General features: G+C 64.7%; 12 protein-coding genes and 1 tRNA gene. 5 read left to right on the forward strand and 8 right to left on the reverse strand.

Annotated features, from left to right (window positions below; translation table 11 throughout):
- The first annotated feature begins 33 nt into the window (after positions 1 to 33).
- Positions 34 to 5,274 (forward strand): multicopper oxidase domain-containing protein, encoded by a 5,241-nt coding sequence (locus tag CXR00_RS16275; protein ID WP_104055803.1) that lies wholly within the window; start codon positions 34 to 36, stop codon positions 5,272 to 5,274.
- A gap of 279 nt (positions 5,275 to 5,553) precedes the next feature.
- Here CXR00_RS16275 and CXR00_RS16280 read toward each other — a convergent pair.
- The 3 genes from CXR00_RS16280 to tadA all read right to left on the reverse strand — a co-directional run bounded on the left by CXR00_RS16280 (position 5,554) and on the right by tadA (position 6,730).
- Positions 5,554 to 5,641: transfer RNA gene (locus CXR00_RS16280), tRNA-Ser, on the reverse strand.
- A 74-nt stretch (positions 5,642 to 5,715) separates the two neighbouring features.
- The gene (locus CXR00_RS16285; RefSeq protein WP_104055805.1) at positions 5,716 to 6,201 is read right to left on the reverse strand and encodes a pyridoxamine 5'-phosphate oxidase family protein; all 486 of its coding nucleotides are present in this window, start codon (positions 6,199 to 6,201) and stop codon (positions 5,716 to 5,718) included.
- Positions 6,202 to 6,262: 61 nt separating this feature from the next.
- Positions 6,263 to 6,730, reverse strand: a complete 468-nt coding sequence (gene tadA / locus CXR00_RS16290; protein WP_104055951.1) for a tRNA adenosine(34) deaminase TadA — start codon at positions 6,728 to 6,730, stop codon at positions 6,263 to 6,265.
- A 100-nt stretch (positions 6,731 to 6,830) separates the two neighbouring features.
- Here tadA and upp point away from each other — a divergent pair, with 100 nt between their 5' ends.
- The 3 genes from upp to CXR00_RS16305 all read left to right on the forward strand — a co-directional run bounded on the left by upp (position 6,831) and on the right by CXR00_RS16305 (position 9,430).
- Positions 6,831 to 7,466: a uracil phosphoribosyltransferase gene (gene upp / locus CXR00_RS16295; protein WP_104055807.1), complete on the forward strand. Its 636-nt coding sequence runs from the start codon at positions 6,831 to 6,833 to the stop codon at positions 7,464 to 7,466.
- Between the two features lie 517 nt (positions 7,467 to 7,983).
- Entirely contained in the window at positions 7,984 to 8,847 is an 864-nt protein-coding gene (locus tag CXR00_RS16300) for a winged helix-turn-helix domain-containing protein (RefSeq protein WP_104055808.1), read from the forward strand.
- Positions 8,848 to 8,905: 58 nt separating this feature from the next.
- Complete coding sequence (locus CXR00_RS16305; RefSeq protein WP_104055810.1) at positions 8,906 to 9,430, forward strand: histidine phosphatase family protein; 525 nt, start codon at positions 8,906 to 8,908, stop codon at positions 9,428 to 9,430.
- Positions 9,431 to 9,442: 12 nt separating this feature from the next.
- Here CXR00_RS16305 and CXR00_RS16310 read toward each other — a convergent pair whose 3' ends face one another.
- From CXR00_RS16310 to CXR00_RS16320, 3 genes are all read right to left on the reverse strand, one after another.
- The gene (locus CXR00_RS16310) at positions 9,443 to 11,518 is read right to left on the reverse strand and encodes a YhgE/Pip family protein (RefSeq protein WP_104055811.1); all 2,076 of its coding nucleotides are present in this window, start codon (positions 11,516 to 11,518) and stop codon (positions 9,443 to 9,445) included.
- Positions 11,515 to 12,285: an ABC transporter ATP-binding protein gene (locus CXR00_RS16315; protein ID WP_104055813.1), complete on the reverse strand. Its 771-nt coding sequence runs from the start codon at positions 12,283 to 12,285 to the stop codon at positions 11,515 to 11,517. Before CXR00_RS16315 ends, CXR00_RS16310 begins: the two co-directional genes overlap by 4 nt.
- Positions 12,286 to 12,393: 108 nt before the next feature.
- Complete coding sequence (locus CXR00_RS16320) at positions 12,394 to 13,866, reverse strand: NAD(P)/FAD-dependent oxidoreductase (protein ID WP_104055814.1); 1,473 nt, start codon at positions 13,864 to 13,866, stop codon at positions 12,394 to 12,396.
- A gap of 193 nt (positions 13,867 to 14,059) precedes the next feature.
- Between CXR00_RS16320 and CXR00_RS16325 the strand changes: the two genes are divergently transcribed.
- Positions 14,060 to 14,926 (forward strand): alpha/beta fold hydrolase, encoded by an 867-nt coding sequence (locus tag CXR00_RS16325; protein ID WP_104055816.1) that lies wholly within the window; start codon positions 14,060 to 14,062, stop codon positions 14,924 to 14,926.
- Positions 14,927 to 15,040: 114 nt separating this feature from the next.
- Here the strand turns inward: CXR00_RS16325 and CXR00_RS16330 are convergent, their stop codons facing one another.
- Both CXR00_RS16330 and CXR00_RS16335 read right to left on the reverse strand, forming a co-directional pair.
- Positions 15,041 to 16,756 (reverse strand): bifunctional 3-(3-hydroxy-phenyl)propionate/3-hydroxycinnamic acid hydroxylase, encoded by a 1,716-nt coding sequence (locus CXR00_RS16330; RefSeq protein WP_258060553.1) that lies wholly within the window; start codon positions 16,754 to 16,756, stop codon positions 15,041 to 15,043.
- A 138-nt stretch (positions 16,757 to 16,894) separates the two neighbouring features.
- Positions 16,895 to 17,650 (reverse strand): IclR family transcriptional regulator, encoded by a 756-nt coding sequence (locus CXR00_RS16335; protein WP_104055818.1) that lies wholly within the window; start codon positions 17,648 to 17,650, stop codon positions 16,895 to 16,897.
- Positions 17,651 to 17,735 lie beyond the last annotated feature (85 nt).

Genomic DNA, 17,735 nt, shown 5'->3' on the forward strand with positions numbered 1-17,735 from the left:
CTGCCGCTGAGCGGCTCGATCACGGAGTTCACCATGTCGTCTACCCAATTCCGCACCTACCACGTTGTGGCCATGTCTTTCCCGATCGTCTACTCGCTCGAGGGCGACCACGATCCCAACGGTCTGCTCTACACCTTGCGCGTGTACCAGCCCCTCCTGGATTGGGTGAAGGAACAACGAGAGAAAAACGGCGATTACCTGACCAAGATGCACCGCAAGACCCAGCTGATGGAAACCGTGGTGTACGCAGTGCCGCGGCTCCTTGAGATGCGCCGGATCCTGTCCGATGGACCGGAGAGGAATAAGTATCTGTTGAAGGACTTCGGCAGCGAGTCCGAAGTTCTTGACCGGGAAGACCGGGACGTCCGCGGTCGACGGTTGGATCCGCAGGATCGTGCGATACGCCAGAACTACCGGGCCACGGTGGACGAACTGGTTGCCGCTTTGCGGGAGCTGACTGATGGGCGGATTACCAGTCTCTCCTCGAAGGCCCCGCCGGATCCGGAGCGACTAGAGGAGCAACAGGCGAAGAATGAACATGATGTTTTCGAACATGGCCTGAGGGAAACCATGGGGGAGTGGCGCACCTCGTGGCTGTCGCAGCTCGAGGAGGCCGAGCGGGCTATCGAAGGGCAATTGGAAAGGATCCGCCAGGGGTGGCCGGAGTTGTTGGCATGGTATCGGAGGCAGCGTCCCGGGTCTCAGCTGAGGGACGAGGACATCGAACGGTTGATGTTCAACGATCACAGTCCTGACCTGATCGGCAAAGGTGAACAAACTCCGGCCTACAACCGGTGCAACCCGCTTAAGCCCATCCCGCTGGTGCGTCCGCTGGTGTTGCGGGCGTGCCGGGGAGAACAGCTTAAGGTGCATTTCGAGAACAGCATCCGCGGCCGCGAAGTGGGCATGCACGTGCAAGGAGACGGGCTCGGGGGCACCGTCCCGGGACACGGCACCGGCTCAGGCGTCCGGTATGGAGATGGGGCGCGCGTAGGCGACAACGACCCCACCGCTGTTCCCTACCAATCTAAAATGACGTACCGCTGGATGTGTGCCCGGGAAGGCGTGTGGCCGATCAACGATCTGGGCGACATCCGCGGAACCGACCGGGGCACCAACAACCACGGATTGTTCGCCGCTCTTGTCGTCGAGCCCGAGGGCGCGAGATGGTACGACCCGGAGACGGGGGAACGGCTCGACGGCACAGATCGCCCCGATGGGCTCTACGCCGACGTCGTGCCCCGCGACGAACACCGCCTCAAGGACGGGAAAGTGGTGGCTCCCCAAGAGGACTGCCGCGACGAGCAGCATGAGGGCTGCCAGGCGGGCAACCGGTGCCGGAAATGGCGGGAGGACAATTTCGTCGACTTCCACCATGCTAAGGACAATCCGGACCAATTCGCCGGCAACTGCAGTTTCCGCGAGTTCACCGTCTTCTTCCACGACGAGCCCGAGACGCATAGCGGCATCCCCCACCCCCTGCCCCACTCGGCCATGCCCCTGTCCTACCGCGCTGAACCCATGCACAACCGCCTTCCCTATCGGCTGCACCGGCGCCTGCGTAAAGGCGCGCCGAAGGCAGAACCCGATAAGAACAGGATCGACCACTCAGTCGTTGAAATCAGGATCGACAACGAAACCCTCGGAGAAGAGTTCTGGGTGGCCAAAGACAAGAACGGCGATTTCCTCGAACGCGTCTCCGGCGAGGAGCAGCATCACAGCTCATGGCTGTTCGGCGAACCGGTGACGCCGATTCTGCGCGCCTACCGCGGGGACCCCAGCCGGGTGCGGCTGGTGCACGCCGGGGTCAAAGAGACCCATGTCTACCACCTGCACGTCCACCAGTGGCGAGCCGTCGCCCAGGACACCGCTGAGCCTTCCGTGTGGAAGATAGGCGAGCACCACGGTTCCCAGCTGCTGGATTCGGTGTCCATCGGTCCGCAGACCGCCATGACCATCGACCCGCTCTATGGCTCGGGCAGCCGCCAGCATGCGGTGGGCGACATCATCTGGCACTGCCACCTCTACCCCCACTTCCACCACGGCATGTGGGGACTGTGGCGCAGCTTCGACCGGCTGGTCGACGGGGAGCGGGCCTACCCCGACGGCACTCCCTGTCCCGAACTGAAGCCATTGCCCGGACGTGACCCCATCCCCTCGACCGACGAACAACCCGGATTTCCGTGGTTCATCGACGCCACCTATCCCCGCAAATCTCCACCGCCGCCCTCACCCCGCGAGAAAGACGTAAAGAAGAGGAAGGTCCCGGTCAACGGGCGACGCCAACTGCTGCAGATGCCGCATTGTTCCGACAAGGAATGGGCGGCCTTCGCACCCAACTGCCGGTCGGGTGATCAACCCGGTGCTCTTTTCGTCGATCTGGACGGCCTCGCCCGGAAGTGGAACACCAAGGCGAAGGTGCCCGAGCGACGGATTATTCACTACGACATCGACATGGCGGAACGGGGGATGATCTACAACTCCGCCGGCTGGTACGACCCGCACGTACACCACTATCAGCTCAAAGGAATCACCGTCACCCGTCTCGACGGCGACGGGCACCGGCTTGGGGATCCAATGCACTTCAAACCCCCGGCAAACAAAGGCGACGGCGGGGCCGACGCGTTCTTCCCGCGGGCCAATCACGGCGACATCGTGGAGCTGCGCTTGTCCAACACGGTGGGCACCGTCAAAGGCGACCACTTCGACTTTCCCGGCCACCCAGTTGAATGTGGTCTGCACGTGCACCTGGTGAAGTTCGACGTGCTCGCTGCCGACGGCTCAGCCACCGGCTGGAACTACCTCTCCGGCGCCAGTTCCCCCGAAGCCATCCCGGACGGCAAGATCAACAATCCCCCTGCAAATGTTTCTTTGCACCGGTGGGTGGTGGATGAGGAGTTCGGCCCCTGCTTTTTCCACGACCACCTGCTGGCGAACTTCCGGCAGAAGCGCGGCCTGTTCGCAGCCCTGATCGCCGAACCCAACGGCACCCGCTGGTACCTACCGGACCAGCAGACGCCCGCATGGGTTGGTTCCCAGGCCGTGATCGTACCGCGAACTTCAAAGGGGGATGGGGACGTAGCTCTAAAAGACCCCTTCCGGGAAGCTGGATTGGCCCTTGGGGACTTTGTGCCGCTGAACCGTCCGAAGGACGATCGTCCTCCAAACCCCATCCCTGCTCAACCTCAATCAGAGGATGATCCGCTGAATGAGCCGAACCTGCTGGGCGGTGATGACGATCCCGGTGTTATGGGCGTCAATTACCGGTGCACCCCCATGCGATACCGCGGCAAGGACCCCTCCGAGTGGTTCAGCTCCAGCCGCTCCTCGCTGAAGAACGAGGACGAGGAGCAGCGGAAGGTCCTAGACGTGCAGGCTCCGTACATGTCGCCGCCACTGCCTGTGCCGCCGAAGCACAAGGGTGACCCCGACACACCGGTGATCTACACCTATCCTGGAGAACGACTGCGCATCCGGATTTTCCAGGGCTCGCACGAAGAGCAGCACAGTTTCATGCTCAACGGCATGCGATGGCGCAAGGACTGGCAGAACCAACAGTCGCCGTGGGTGAACCAGCAGACGATGGGCATCTCGGAGGCCTTCACCGTGGACATCAACCCGCCGGAAATCGGAGCTGACGGAAAGCGTCTGGCGACGAGCCCGTACGGGGTCGGTGACCACCTGTGGCAGTTCACTGTCATGGACGACCTGTGGCTGGGTTGCTGGGGACTGATCCGTTCGCTCCAGCCCAGCTCGGAGAACTTCCGTGAACTTCCCCCGTTGCGGCGCATCACCAAGGTCATGCCCAGGACGGAGGACGAAAGCGGGCGCGTTGCAGCTCCGACCGACCAGGAACTGAAGGAGGCACTGGGTCAGTTCCGCCTCTCCCAGTCCAACGGATTCCTGCCCCCACGCCCCCTCCGGGTGCCCGGAGGAACGTGGGCGGCTGGGAAGGTGCGGGAGTACGTGGTAGTCGCCCAGCGCCACGAGCACCAGTACGCCGGCCAAGCACTGACCGACCCGTGGGGCCTGATCTACCGTACGGCCGAAGAGTCCGTCGCTGAGACCAGGGACGATGGAAGCGAGACCGGCAATCTCCGGGCAGTGGATGTGGACGGTTCCGACCAGCCACTGGTCCTGCGGGCACATCCCGGGGAATGGATCAGGATCACCCTCATCAACGAGCTCCTGCTACCGCAGGAGAACCTCCCAGACCAAGACTTCGCCACGAAAGATCCTCGGCTCCCGGACTTCGGACCGGAAGTGAGCCCGCCGAGGCTGCCCGTGGAGCACCGTGACCACCTGGGCTACCCGGACCGTCGAACGGTCAGTCCTCGAGTCTCCCTGCACCCCAGCTTGCTGCTTTACGACGTGCAGAGCGACGACGGCGCATACGTGGGGCTGAACCAGGACGGCACCGTAGCCGCTCTGGACGTGGACGATGCTGCTCATGGCGTGCACGGCGGACACGACGCAGTCAATGCGGTGGTGCACCGCACCGACCATGGCATCGGGCACCGGGACGCGAACTGGCGGGAGTATTGGTGGTACGCGGATCCGGCCCTGGCTTTCGACACATATCAGGACGGGCGCGAACGAGGCCAAACCTGCTATCTGTTCGATATGGGTGACATCCGCAACCACCGGCACCACGGCTTAATCGGAGCTGTCGTGATCGAGCCCAGCGACATCACCCCGGTCGACCCGCAGAACGAGGACAAGCAGAAGTGGACAGGCGCCCACGTTCACCTGGAGAGCGGTGACAAAGTCATCGCCCAGGAATTTGTTTTCTTCCTACAGGACGGGCTGCGTCACTTCCTACGCGGCGATATCGACCAGCCACTTCCTGACATCTCTCCGAGCGACCCTCCCGTGGATGCCGGGCAGAAGGCCATCAGCTACCGGTCCCCGCTGACTTCACAACAGAATCCCATGGCGCTGCCCAACCTCACCGCCCCAATCCAGCACGCGAGCAGGGACCTGCCCATCTGGTGGCGCCTGGTTTGCGCCGGCGACAAGCCCCGCAACCACACCTTCACCGTGCACAACTTCGCCTGGGATGTCGCTCCCTGGGTGCGGAAGGCAAAGAAGAGCAGCCCCGAAGCGGGATCGGTTACCGCCATCTCAGCCGGCTTCGCCCAGGACCTGGTGATGCTGCCCGAAGGACGCTGGGATCCAGGAGACCACGCCTACCGCAGCGGTTCCTTCCGCTGGGCCGTCAGCCAGGGGATGTGGGGCATCCTCCGGATGGGTGATCAAAACGCCAAATCTTGAAAGGAGACAGACCTTGGACGGACTGCTGTCGCGAGGAGTCGAGGGGCTTTTCTCCGGTGAGCAGAGTGAGCTCCTGTTCACGATGATCCGGCCCATGAAAACGAATTGATCAGTTCCGGCCCACGACCGGGCGGGGCGCGGCCAAATCCGGGCGGCCGAGGCGCGACGTCAAGGGCCGCTGAGAATCCTATTGCTGGTGCTTTACCGCTGGACATAGTCAAGGCAAAGCAAAAGACCCCGGTTCCCTCTGTTTACAAGGGAAGCGGGGTCTTTCTCATCTGGCGGTGACGGTGGGATTTGAACCCACGTTGGCTTTCACCAAACAACATTTCGAGTGTTGCACCTTCGGCCGCTCGGACACGTCACCATCGCGTCAACCTTACCGGGTCGGAGGCCAATGCCCCAAAACGGCCGGGTCCGCAGTCCGAGAGGTCACCGAAACTAGAGGTCGACGACGTCGTTCTTGCCGATGTTGGGGGTGTCACCGGTGACGGCGCTCTTGGCAATCTTGAACATGGTGGCCACCCGGGGTTCGTCCGTGGCCCAGTATTCAGCGGTGTCGGTATCCACCTTGATCAGTGCAATCGACGGGTCCTCGCGCCCCTCGTCGAACCACGCGGCAACCGGAGACTTCCACAGCTCCTCGATCTTGCCCTCGTCCTTGGTAATGGTGGCCTTGCCGCTGATCGACAGGTAGCCCTTGGAATCATGCACCGAAACGTTCACGTTCGGGTTGGCCCGGATCTCGTCCGCCTTGGGGGAGGGGTCCTGGGTGAAGAACCACAGGTTGCCGTCGGAATCCGTTTCCTGCAGCTGAAGCGGCCGGCTGACCAGCTTTCCGCTCAGGTCCTCGGTGGTCAGCTGTGCAATATCGGCGTGCTCGAGAATCTTGACGACTGTATCCAGTCCGTCCTTGTCTGAACTCATAACTGAACTCCTTGGGTATCGGGTTCTGAGTTAGTAAGCCTACGTATGAATGCCCCCGCTGTCAGCCTGATCGCCGAGAGCCGAAAAAGTCAGTGAGCAACTTGGCGCACTCCGCCTCGCGGACCTCCGGGAAGACCTCCACCCAATGGTTCAGACGGCGTTCGCGAAGGATGTCGAACACCGATCCGGCAGCCCCGGCCTTTTCATCCCACGCACCGAACACCACCTTCGGGATCCGGGCCAGGACAATCGCTCCGGCGCACATCGCGCACGGCTCCAGGGTGACCACCAGGGTGCAGCCCTCCAGCCGCCATTCCCCGACGGCGGCAGCGGCCTCGCGGATGGCCACCACTTCGGCATGAGCGGTCGGATCGCCCGTGGCCTCGCGTTCATTGCGGCCGGTGCCGATCACGGTTCCGTCAGGACCGACGACGACGGCGCCGATCGGCACGTCCTGCGTCGCCAGGGCGCCGCGCGCCTCCGTCAGGGCAAGATCCATCCAGGACTCGTGCTGTTCGGTGGGCGGCATCATGGTCCTATCTTCCCGCAGGTTGCGGCCGGGCCCGGAAAGCGGTCGGGATCCCCCGCACCGCAGGGGAGGGATCGGCTGCGAGTGGTATTTTTGAAGCATGCGCGTACTTGTAGTGGATCACCCCCTAGTTGCCCACAAACTCACCGTTCTCCGCGATAAGGACACCCCTTCACCGGTGTTCCGCCAGCTCACGGAAGAACTCGTCACCCTCCTGGCCTACGAAGCCACCCGCAACGTCCGCGTTGAGCCCGTTCAGATCGAGACTCCGGTCACTTCCGCCGTCGGCACCGGCCTGGTCAAGCCGACCCCGCTGGTGGTGCCCATCCTGCGGGCAGGCCTCGGAATGCTGGAAGGTATGACCCGTCTGGTTCCCACAGCTGAGGTCGGCTTCCTGGGCATGGCCCGCAATGAAGAAACCCTCGAAGCCATCACGTACGCTGAGCGGCTCCCGGATGACCTCACCGGGCGTCAGGTATTTGTCCTGGATCCCATGCTGGCCACCGGCGGAACCCTCCGTGAAGCCATCAAGTTCCTGTTCAAGCGCGGAGCTGCAGACATCACGTGCATCTGCCTGCTGGCCGCACCGGAAGGCCTTGAAGTGCTGAAGAAGGAACTGGCCGACGCCAATGTGACCATTGTGCTGGCCTCCATCGATGAGCGCTTAGATGAGAAGTCCTACATTGTGCCGGGCCTGGGCGATGCCGGGGACCGGTTGTACGGCGTCGTTGACTAGTCATCCGTTCCGTGAGGAACCGTAACTAGTCAAGAGAGTCGTCCAGTATTTGGACACTTGCCGAATTGCTTGACTCGCACCCGTTTATAAGATCACTTATGAACGGGTGCGTTTTTTTCCCCAAAAAGTCCCTGTAGGGGCCGTGCGGAACCCAAATGGCGCGTCCTCGAAAGGGTGCACCACACTGCCAGTCAAAGGGAAGAAACAGTGAAGTAGGTCACATTTAGACCGAAACGTTCCACATGGTGAGACAACTGTCGCAATGTTACTTGCGCTACACCCTTTGTTACATGCAATAATCCGTAATGTGAACATCCACACGACAGCACCTGTCGCAGTCCTTCCCTTCGGCTCAGCCGTTGAGAAGCCGTGCTGTTGTCGAATGCACGCCTGACTGACCCACCCCCCTCTTTCAGGCACCACTCAGGCCCAATGACGGGCGAAACTGCGCCATCTCGACTTGGGCACACCCCCAGCATTCGAGCGTGATGACGGTAATTCACATTGAGGTTGCAACATGTCAGTAGCATCAGGGTACGTACACATCTCACTGCGCAATGCGCAGAACCGGGCCGGCGCAGCGCGGCAGGGCGCCATAGGGGACTTCCCCCGACAGTACGGGGCCCAGGGGTACGCACCGCAGCAGTACGGAGCCCAGGGGTTCGGCAGGCCGGAAACCCGCCTGCAGTCCGTTTCTTCCACGAATGAGGCTTCGCCCATGACGGCACCCACCGCGGTCGTAACTCCTAACGGGATTCCGGGTCCACAGTCTGTCAGCAATGACACCGTTGCCCGCGGCTTCGTTATCTATGTGGGCCTCGACGAGGGTGCGGCGGCAGCCAATGGAACGTCGCTGACTAAGCTCGCCCAGGAAGTCCGCGCCTACATTCAGACGCTGTGCCCGGGTGCCCAGAGCCACGCGGCGGTAGCTTTGGCGCCGGCGGAAGCGGCCGGCTCCGATATCGACGTCGTTCGCCAAGCCCTGGGCGATCCCACGGTGCAGCGCCGCCCCCGCCCCGAAGCGGCCCAGCCGGTCCAGGCTCAGAGCGCACCCCGGCCCTCCGGCGTCCTCATCGATCTCTCCCGCCGGGAAGTGCACCTGGACGGCGACACCTTGAATCTGACCTTCAAGGAATTTGAGCTCCTGAACTACCTGGTGGAGAACGCCACCCGCACCGTTGGCCGTGAAGAACTGCTGGCCGGGCTGTGGCGCAACGCCGAGGAAGTGCCGAATGAGCGCACCATCGACGTTCACATCCGTCGGCTCCGCTCCAAGCTGGGCCGGCTGGCGAACACGGTGCGGACGGTCCGCGGCCAGGGCTACCGCTTCTACGAGCACCCCGAGGTTGTTGTCTGGGCTGCGCCCGAATACAGCATCTGATGCGCAGGCGGTGCCGGGAGCGGATATCCGATCCCGGCACCGCCGATAGACTGGGCCAATGAGCGGCCACCACCTGAAAAAGTTGATGCTCCTGCGGCACGCGAAGGCGGACTGGCCCCGGGACGTCTCCGACCACGAACGCCCCCTGTCCGGCAGGGGACACCGCGATGCACCGCTGGCCGGACGCTGGATGGTGGAACACAACTCCATCCCGGACTTCATCCTCTGCTCCTCGGCGCTGCGGACCCGGCAGACCTGCACCTGGATCTGCGAGGAACTCGGCGACAAGGGCCCAACACCCAAGCTCGAGGACGGGCTTTACAGTGCGCCGGCCACGCAGATCCTCAGCATCATCAACAACGTGCCGGAGACCGTGACCAGCCTGCTGGTCATCTCGCACCTGCCCGGCGTGCAGGACCTGGCCATGCGGCTGGCCTCGGTCGATTCCAATGAAGACGCCGTCATGGAGATGGCCACGCGCTATCCCACCTCCGGCCTGACCGTGATGCAAACGGACAAGCCGTGGGCCGAACTCGACGGACGCGACGCCAAGGTCACGGACTTCGTAGTCCGCAGGGCATAACCGCGGCCGGGACTACACGGCTATTTCCGGCTGCAGCGTCTTCAGCGTCCACATCTTGTGCTTTCGAGCCGCGAGGGTGGACAGCACAAGTCCCAGCATGGTGTAGCCCGCCAGACCAAGAGCCACGACGCCTGCCTGGCCCGGGTCGCTGCCGTAGAGCAGCTGCCGCAGGCCGCTGACCACATGCCCCATGGGCAGCACATCGTGGGCGAAATGCAGGGGAGTGGGAATGGTCTCCCAGGGGAAAGTTCCACCCGATGAAACCAGCTGGAGCACCAGCAGGACCAGGACCACAAACTTCCCCACCGATCCGAGCAACGCCACAATGCCCTGAATCAGGGCCGAGAATGCTGTAGCGGCGAGCAGCAGCAAGCCCCAGGCGAGCACCGGGTGGGCGGGGGAGAGTCCCAGCCCGAAGCGGACCACGGCATACAGCACGGTGGATTGCGCGACGGCGACGGCCAGGAACGGAAGCCAGCCGCCCAGGGCGATTTTGAAGGCAGGCGCATTGGAGGCCAGTGCACGCCGGCTGATCGGGCGCATCGCCTGAACGAGCATGAAGACGCCGACCCACAGCGCCAAAACAAGGAAGAACGGGGCAATGCCGGCGCCATAGCTGTCCGCTTCGTTCTGCGCGACAGTGTTGACGCTGACCGGATTGGCGATGACGCGTGCAGCATTGGCACGCTGCTGGTCGTCGGGGTTGGGAACGCTGCCGGCGCCTTCTGCGAGTCCGGAAGACAATTCCGCGGAACCGCCGGTGAGGGTCGTCAGTCCGTCGCGCAGGGCGGCGGCCCCTTCGGCTGCTGAACCTGCGCCGGCGGAGAGCTGGCCGGTGCCGTTGAGGGCATCCTGCTGGCCGGCTGCCAGCTCCGCAGAACCGGTGGACAGCGACGCCGTGCCCTCCGCCAGGGCGCCCGCTCCGGCAGCGGCATCGGAGATACCCCCGGTCAGGGACGGAATGCCGGCAGCAAGCTGCCCTGCGCCGTCGGCCACTTGGCGGGAACCGTCCGCGAGTGCTTGAACTGAGGCTGCGGCCGCGTCGAGTTGGGCGGCGATGTCAGGGGACGACGTGCTGCCGTCTTCCGCGGCGGCGGCAAGCACCTGATCAGCTTGATCCTGGGTGAGGACCCCGCTGGTCACGAGTTCCGCAGTGGAGGCCTGAAGCTGGGCGGCAGCGGCGTCCTGAGCTGCTTTTACTCCGGCAACGGCGCTCTGGAATTCGGAGTTGAGGGCGGAATTTCCGGCCGCAACCTGTTCGGCACCGGTGGCCAGTGTTTGTGTCTGATCCGGGAGGGCAGCTGCACCGGCGTTCAGCCGGGACAGGCCGGCCGACAGCTCGCCGGCGCCGGCACTGAGATCAGCGGCGCCCGCGGCGAGGGATTGTGAGCCGGTGACGAGCTGCTGCTGTCCGGCGTACAGCTCCGCCGCGCCGCTGCGCAGCGTTTCCAGGCCTGTCGCTAGATCCGTGGCTCCGGTCTCGGCCTGCGCCGATCCCGCGGCCACTTCCGCTGCGCCGTCAGCGGCGTCCGATATCTGGGTGTGGATGGTGCTGAAGCCCGTCAGCAGCTGATTGGCGGTTTCCTCGCCGACTTCGGCTGCCACGGTGTCGTGGACGGAGCCGGTGAGCTTGTCCACGATGCTGCCGAGCAGATAATTGTTGGCGTCGTTGGTGGTGACGTTCAGGATCCCCTGGCGTGCGGTGTCAAAGTCCGACGGCGACGCCAGGGAAGCTGAGAAGTCTGCCGGGATTTTCAGGGCGAAGGAATAGGTGCCGTCCATGACGCCTGCGTCCGCGGCATCCGGGTCCGACACCAGCTCCCAGTCAAAGGTGCCGTCCTCGAGCAGGGAATCGGCAACGGTGTTTCCCACCTCCAGCCGCTCGCCGTCGTCGGTCTGGGCGCCCTCGTCCTCCATCACCAGGGCGGCGGAAACACCGTCGAGGTTTCCGTAGGGGTCCCAGTTGGCGTAGAGGTACACCGCGCCGTAGAGCAGCGGAACCAGCGTGAGGGCAACGAGAGCCAGCTTGGGAAGCAAGCCCCCCGTCATTCGCTTGAGCTCGGAGAGAGCCAGCCGCAGCGTGGTCACGCGGTCACTTCCGTTTCGGCAGGGCCGGGGGCGGCCGGGGCGTGGTTGTTGGAGGGGTCAGGAGTGCCTGCCTCGGCAGGGATCACTGCAGGGGATGGTGCGGTTGATGCAGCGTTCCCCGCCCGGGCCGTTGGCCCGTTCCACCCTGGAGGAAACTGTGCGACGGCGGCAATCACCGCCAGGTTCCGCCCGGCAGTTCGCCGTCCCTGCCTGGATGCGGCAGTCGCCGCGGCGGCTGCCACGGCATCCTGCAGTACCGGCAGCCAGGCTCCGGGGTCGCCCTGATGCCGGTCCGGGGAATCCAGGACCAGTTGGTCGATCCGGGAGTCGGCCAGCGCCAGGGCGGTCAGTAGCCGGATCCGGTCCGAAGCGGGTACCTGCTCCATCCACAGGCCGCTGGAATTACTGAATCCCAGGTCCTCGAGCCAGCGGGCGGGGGAGGTTTTGGGCCGTTCGGCACGGGGAATCAGGGCAAGATCTTCCGCCACCAGATCCTTTACCCGCAGATGCAGTTCGGGTTCATTGACCTCGGGGGAGTCCACCAGTGCGCTGCGGCGGCGCAGGTGTCCCACGTGCCTGTCGCCGTTCCAGTGCAGTGAGCCGCTGGTTGGTTTCATTCGGCCGCTGAGCGTCAGGGCCAGCGCGGTCCGTGAGGAGGCATCGTCGGCCTGGACCAGAAGGACATCTCCGGGGGCCGCCACCAGAGAAGTGGGAGCAAGGAGATCACTGTGGCGGCCTTGAACGTACAGGGTTTCTGCGGTCAGCATGTGCGGCTTCTGGTCGGGGGAGCCGCGGCGGTGCCCGGTCGGCTACCGAACATCCTAATCAAACTGACCAGTCAGTACAAAAACGTGTCGTGGCCTCTCCACGTCGGGCTACAGGCCGTACTTTTCCAGCAGTCGCAGCCAAATCTCGCTGATCGTGGGGTAGGCAGGCACTGCGTGCCACAACCGGTCCAGGGGCACTTCGCCGGTGACGGCAATAGTGGCTGAATGCAGGAGTTCGGACACATCCGGGCCGGCGAAGGTCACACCGACCAGAACCCTGCGGTCTTCATCAACCACCATCTGCGCCCAGCCCCGGTAGTTGTCAGAGTGCAGTGCGGAGCCGGCCACGGACAGCTCCAGCGAGGTTTCGGAGGCGTTGATACCGTCCGCCCGCGCCTGTTCCAGGGTTAGACCGACCATGGCAAGCTCCGGATCCGTGAAGACCACCTGGGGAACAGCAGCATGGTCGGCGGTGGACGCCGCCCGGCTCCAGGGGGCCGGCGCCTCGGAGGGAGGCAGTTCTCCCCGGGCCCGCGCGGCGATGGCAGTGCCGGCGGCCCGTGCCTCGTACTTGCCCTGATGGGTGAGCAGCACCTTGCCCGCGGCGTCCCCCACCACGTAAAGCCAGTCAGTTCCGTCCACCAGCCCGGAGTCATCCGTTTCCAGCCTGACCGATTCCGGCCGCACCGCATCAAGCCCCAGATCCTCAAGCCCCAGGTTCGCCAGTGCCGGCGTCCGGCCGGTGGCTACGAGCAGCCGGTCGGCAGCGAGCACGGAGCCGTCATCCAGTCCCAGCTCCACTCCGCCGCCTACACCCGGACGCACATAATCCGTCCCGGTGTGGGTGCGGATGTCCACGCCGTCTTCCGCCAGCCCAGCCTTCACGAGCTCCCGCGCGGGTTCCGGGTACTTCTCCAGGACGTCGTGCCGCGCCACCAGGGTCACTTTCGAACCCAGCCGCGCCCATGCCTGGGACAGCTCGGTGCCTGCCACGCCGCCGCCGAGCACGATCAGCCGGGGCGGCACCTCCTGCGCCGAAGTGGCTTCCCGGGTCCCCCAGTACTCGATGTTGTCCAGGCCCTTGAGCGGAGGAGGAACCGGCACGGACCCGGTGGCCAGCACCACCGCGTGGCGGGCGGAAATGGTGACGGAACCGCCGTCGTCGTACTCCACCCGCACCTGCCGCGGACCCGTGAGCCGACCCCGTCCGCGCACCAGGCCGATTCCCGTATCGCGGACCCAGTCCTCCTGCCCGGAATCATCCCAGTGCGAGGTGAAACTGTCGCGGCGTTCCAGCACCGACCGCGCGTCGAGGGTGCCGGTCACCGCCTCGCGGGAACCCGCGACGGATCGCGCGGCGTGCAGTGCAGTGCCGGGACGCAGGAGGGCTTTGGAAGGCATGCAGGCCCAGTAGGAGCACTCGCCGCCAATGAGGGAAGGCTCCACGAGGATGGCTTCCAGGCCGCCCTGGACCACCCGGCCGGCCGCATTCTCACCCACCGCGCCGCCGCCAAGGACGACGACGTCGGTCACCAGTTGCTGCGGACGCTGTGTTCCGGGGGTGTGCTCCTGATCAGTCATGCAAAGAGCTTGGCATGTGCCGCCTGCGGACGGAACCCCGGTATCGTTCCGCCCCTCGGCACGCTGGCGCCGCTGCTGCCTCCGGCGTACCTAGGCTGGAAGGAAGGACCGCTGCGCACTGCGCAGAGACCGCCGTGATCCATGCCGCCGGACCGTCAGGCCGGGGCGCGTTGACGAGTTAGCAGGAGTGCCCATGACAACCGTACAGATTCCCGATTACACCACCGACTCGTTTTTCGGCCTGGAAGACAAATGGCTTGAGACTGCTCCCGGCGAGGTCACCCACTATCACGAGCTTGGTGAAGGGACCCCGATCCTGTTCCTGCACGGTTCCGGCACCGGAGTCACCGCCGCTGCCAACTGGTGGCTGAACCTGCCGGAGATCTCCGAGCTGGGCCGCTGCATTGCCATCGACTCGATCGGTTACGGCCAGTCCATCGTGGCGCCGGGCACGGAATACGGCATCAAGGAATGGGTCCGCCACACGGTGCGTGTCCTGGATTCCCTCGGCATCGACAAAACCTGGATCGTGGGCAATTCCATCGGCGGCTGGGTCGCCATGCAGTTCGCCATCGATTTCCCGGAGCGCCTGCTGGGCATTGTTTCCATGGGCACCGGCGGTGCCAAGAAGACTGCGGCGCTGTCCGGTCACGCCAAGCCTGAGCTCTCCGAAGCCGGTATCCGCCGCACGCTGGAACAGTTTGTGGTCGACAAGTCACTGGTCACGGAAGAGCTGGTTTCCCTGCGGTACCAGGCGGCCCTGAACGACACCGCTTCGGACCGGCTGGTGGAGGTCGTCACCGCCCGCGACCGCGACCGTGACGCCCTTCCGCTGGACTTCGACGTGCTGGCCAAGCTCGACATCCCCGTACTGCTCATTCACGGGATGCAGGACGTCGTCATCCCGCCGTCACGGACCTGGGAACTGCTGAACGTCATCCCCACGGCGGACGCCCACATCTTCAGCCAGTGCGGTCACTGGTCCCAGGTGGAGCGGGCCGAGGAATTCAACACTGTGATTAAGCAGTACCTCGCGGCGCAGGGCGTCGGCGCCAAGTAGGACCCGCAGCAGAAGAACCTGAACGACGACGGCGGCCGGCTTCCCGAGGGAGGCCGGCCGCCGTCGTTGGTGGGCAGTCCTTACACAGTGCAGTTCTGCTCACCGCGGTTCTGTTCAGCGCAGCGTGGCGGGCTGCGGATTGAAGGACATGGAGGCCAGAATGGCGTCCAGGGTGGCCGGCCCGTCCTGGGTCAGGCATGCTCCGGCAACAAAGCGGTCCGGGCGCAGGAACACCATCGGCGTGGGGCGGTCGTCAAACCATTTCTTCATCCGACCGGTGGAATCACCAAGCACGAGAACGTCCTCACCCATGCTCTTTTCCGCCCATTCACGCTGCGTTTCCGGCAGGATGCAGACGAGGTTGGCGCCGAGGGCGCGGAGTTTTTCCAGCGATGCTTCCGGCAGCACATCCTTGGGACTGTTGCCCCAGACGATCACGGACCACCAGTTGCCGACGGCGTCGTCGAGCAGGACGTCGTGGCCGTGCCGGAAGTTCACGCGCGGCTGCGGGAACTGAACGCCCACCGGAGAGACCCGGCTGTTGGCGGTGCGGACCGGAATCAGGTTGCCGCCGATCCGCGCTGCAGCCCGGCCCGGGGTCCTGGTTCCCGGGTCCGCCAGGACGCCCTGCGTGTAGCGGGGCATCGGCTTGAACTTCATGTCCGAGAAGTAGCTTTTGACGGACGGAAAGAGGTTCAGGACCGAAGAGGCGGCGTCACGGCCGGCCGCCAGCAGCGGGTTGGTGATCTTGATGATGTTGCCGAAGGTCAGGGACAGATCGACCATGGCCTTTGCATGCTCGCGGCGTTCCGAGGTGTAGGTGTCCAGCAGGTCATCGCCGGCCTGTCCGGAGAGGACCGAGGCCAGCTTCCAGCCGAGGTTCGTGGCGTCGCGCATTCCCGAGTTCCAGCCCTGTCCCATCCACACCGGCATCAGGTGGGCCGCGTCCCCGGCCACCAGCTGGCGTCCCCTGCGGAAGGTCCCGGCCACCCGCCCGTGGTGAGTGAACACCCTGCGGCGGATGAAGGACAGCTGTGAGGGATCCGGGACATGGTCCTTCAGGAGCGCATTGACGTAGTCCGGATCGGTGACCTGGTCCTCCGTCTCATGGTCATGGAGCATGAATTCCCAGCGGCGCACGGCATGCGGCAGGCCTATCGAGACATAGGGCCGCTTCGGATCGGCGCCCAGGAACACGTTCGGGGTGCCCAGGGGGTCGTTGTTAACGTCCACGACCAGCCAGCGGGTGGCGGGAGACTCGCCGTCGAACGTGGTGCGCAGGCGCTTGCGGGTGGGGGACTTGCCGCCCTCGCAGCCCACCAGGTACTGCGCGGTGAACATGTGCTCCCGGACCTCGCCGTCCGGTCCGGACACCAGGGCTGTGGCGGTGACGCCGTCGGCCGTCTCCAGCACCTCTTCAACGCGGTGGCCAAACAACACCTGGACGTTGTCGAAACGGGCCAGGCCTTCAAACAGGGCGCGGTCCACGGCGGGCTGGATAAACCCGTGTTTCCGGCCCCACCCGAACTCATCCGTTTGCGGGTTGTTGACCAGGATGACCTTCCCGGACCCGTTGACCAGGCGCATGATGTGCTGCGGCGTCGTGTGCGGCAGGACGGAATCCACCAGGCCAACGGTCTGGATGGTGCGGAGCGACTCATCATCCAGGCCAACTCCCCGGGGAAAGTCGATGAGCGTGTCCATCGCTTCCAGCACCGTCACCCGGCGGCCGTACATGCCAAGAATGTTTGCCAGCATCAGTCCGGCGGGGCCGGCTCCGATGATGAGGACTTCACTGTCCCCGGGTGCGGTGTCCTGCGGTGTGTTCACGGGTAGCCCTTTCAACGCGTCAAAAGTCTTCGTGTAAATAACGCTCACTCATACGCGTTATTTACACAGAACTAGATCCACATCACACCACCTGGATGTGATGCAGGTCAATGTGGCGTGCTGGAGGGTGGAACAGGTTTAGGCGAGGAGTCCGGTGATTCTTGAGGCGGCGGCCTGCAGCAGGGGAACTGCCGTCTCGCCGAGGTTGCTTCGTGCGGAAATGACGTTCAGGCAGGCAGGAACGCCGGATATGGCGGCGTCGAGGGGAACTGCCAGGCCGTGCATGTTGGGTTCCACCTCGCCGTACGTGCCGGCAAAACCTTCGCGGCGGACCCGGGCTACGGACTCGGGTTCGCCCGGAACTTCAGGGTCGGCCGCGAGCAGGGCGTGCCCGGCCGCGCCGATGGTCAGAGAGTGTGAGCTGCCTTCCGAAAAGGTCACGTGGTAGGCGCCGTCCGCCGGGGAGATGACGGCGAGCGCAACGGCCTCCTGCCCCTGCCGGACGATGAGCGAAACCGTCGCGCCCAGCTGATCGGCCAGTTCCCGCAGCAGCGGCCTCGCGGCGGCAGCGAGGGATGAATGCGCGGCGGAGGACAGGGTCAGCAGTCCTGCAGCGCCGCGGTAGCGGCCGTCAGGGCCCCGGTGAACCAGGCGTGCGTCCTCCAGGGTGTTCAAAAGGCGGTAGGCAACCGTGCGGTGGATTCCGGCGTGCTCGGCGACATCCGCCACGGCCATGCCGTCCGGTGCGGCCGCCACGGCGCGCAGCACGTCCAACCCCCGGGCGAGGGTCTGGGATCCTGCGGTGCGGGACTGTGCAGTGCTGGACTGTGCAGTGCCGGACTCAGGGGTGCGGGACTGGGCGGTGCGTGCCGCTTCGGTCTGGTGTTGGGCCACGGTGACGATCTTTCCACAGGAACGCCGGAGGCAGGGTCCGCGGGATGCGGAACCCTGCCTCGTCTGTTGGTGCTGGTCTGCTGCT

The sequence above is a fragment of the Arthrobacter sp. 9E16 genome (assembly GCF_002929435.1).
Taxonomy (GTDB): domain Bacteria; phylum Actinomycetota; class Actinomycetes; order Actinomycetales; family Micrococcaceae; genus Arthrobacter_B; species Arthrobacter_B sunyaminii.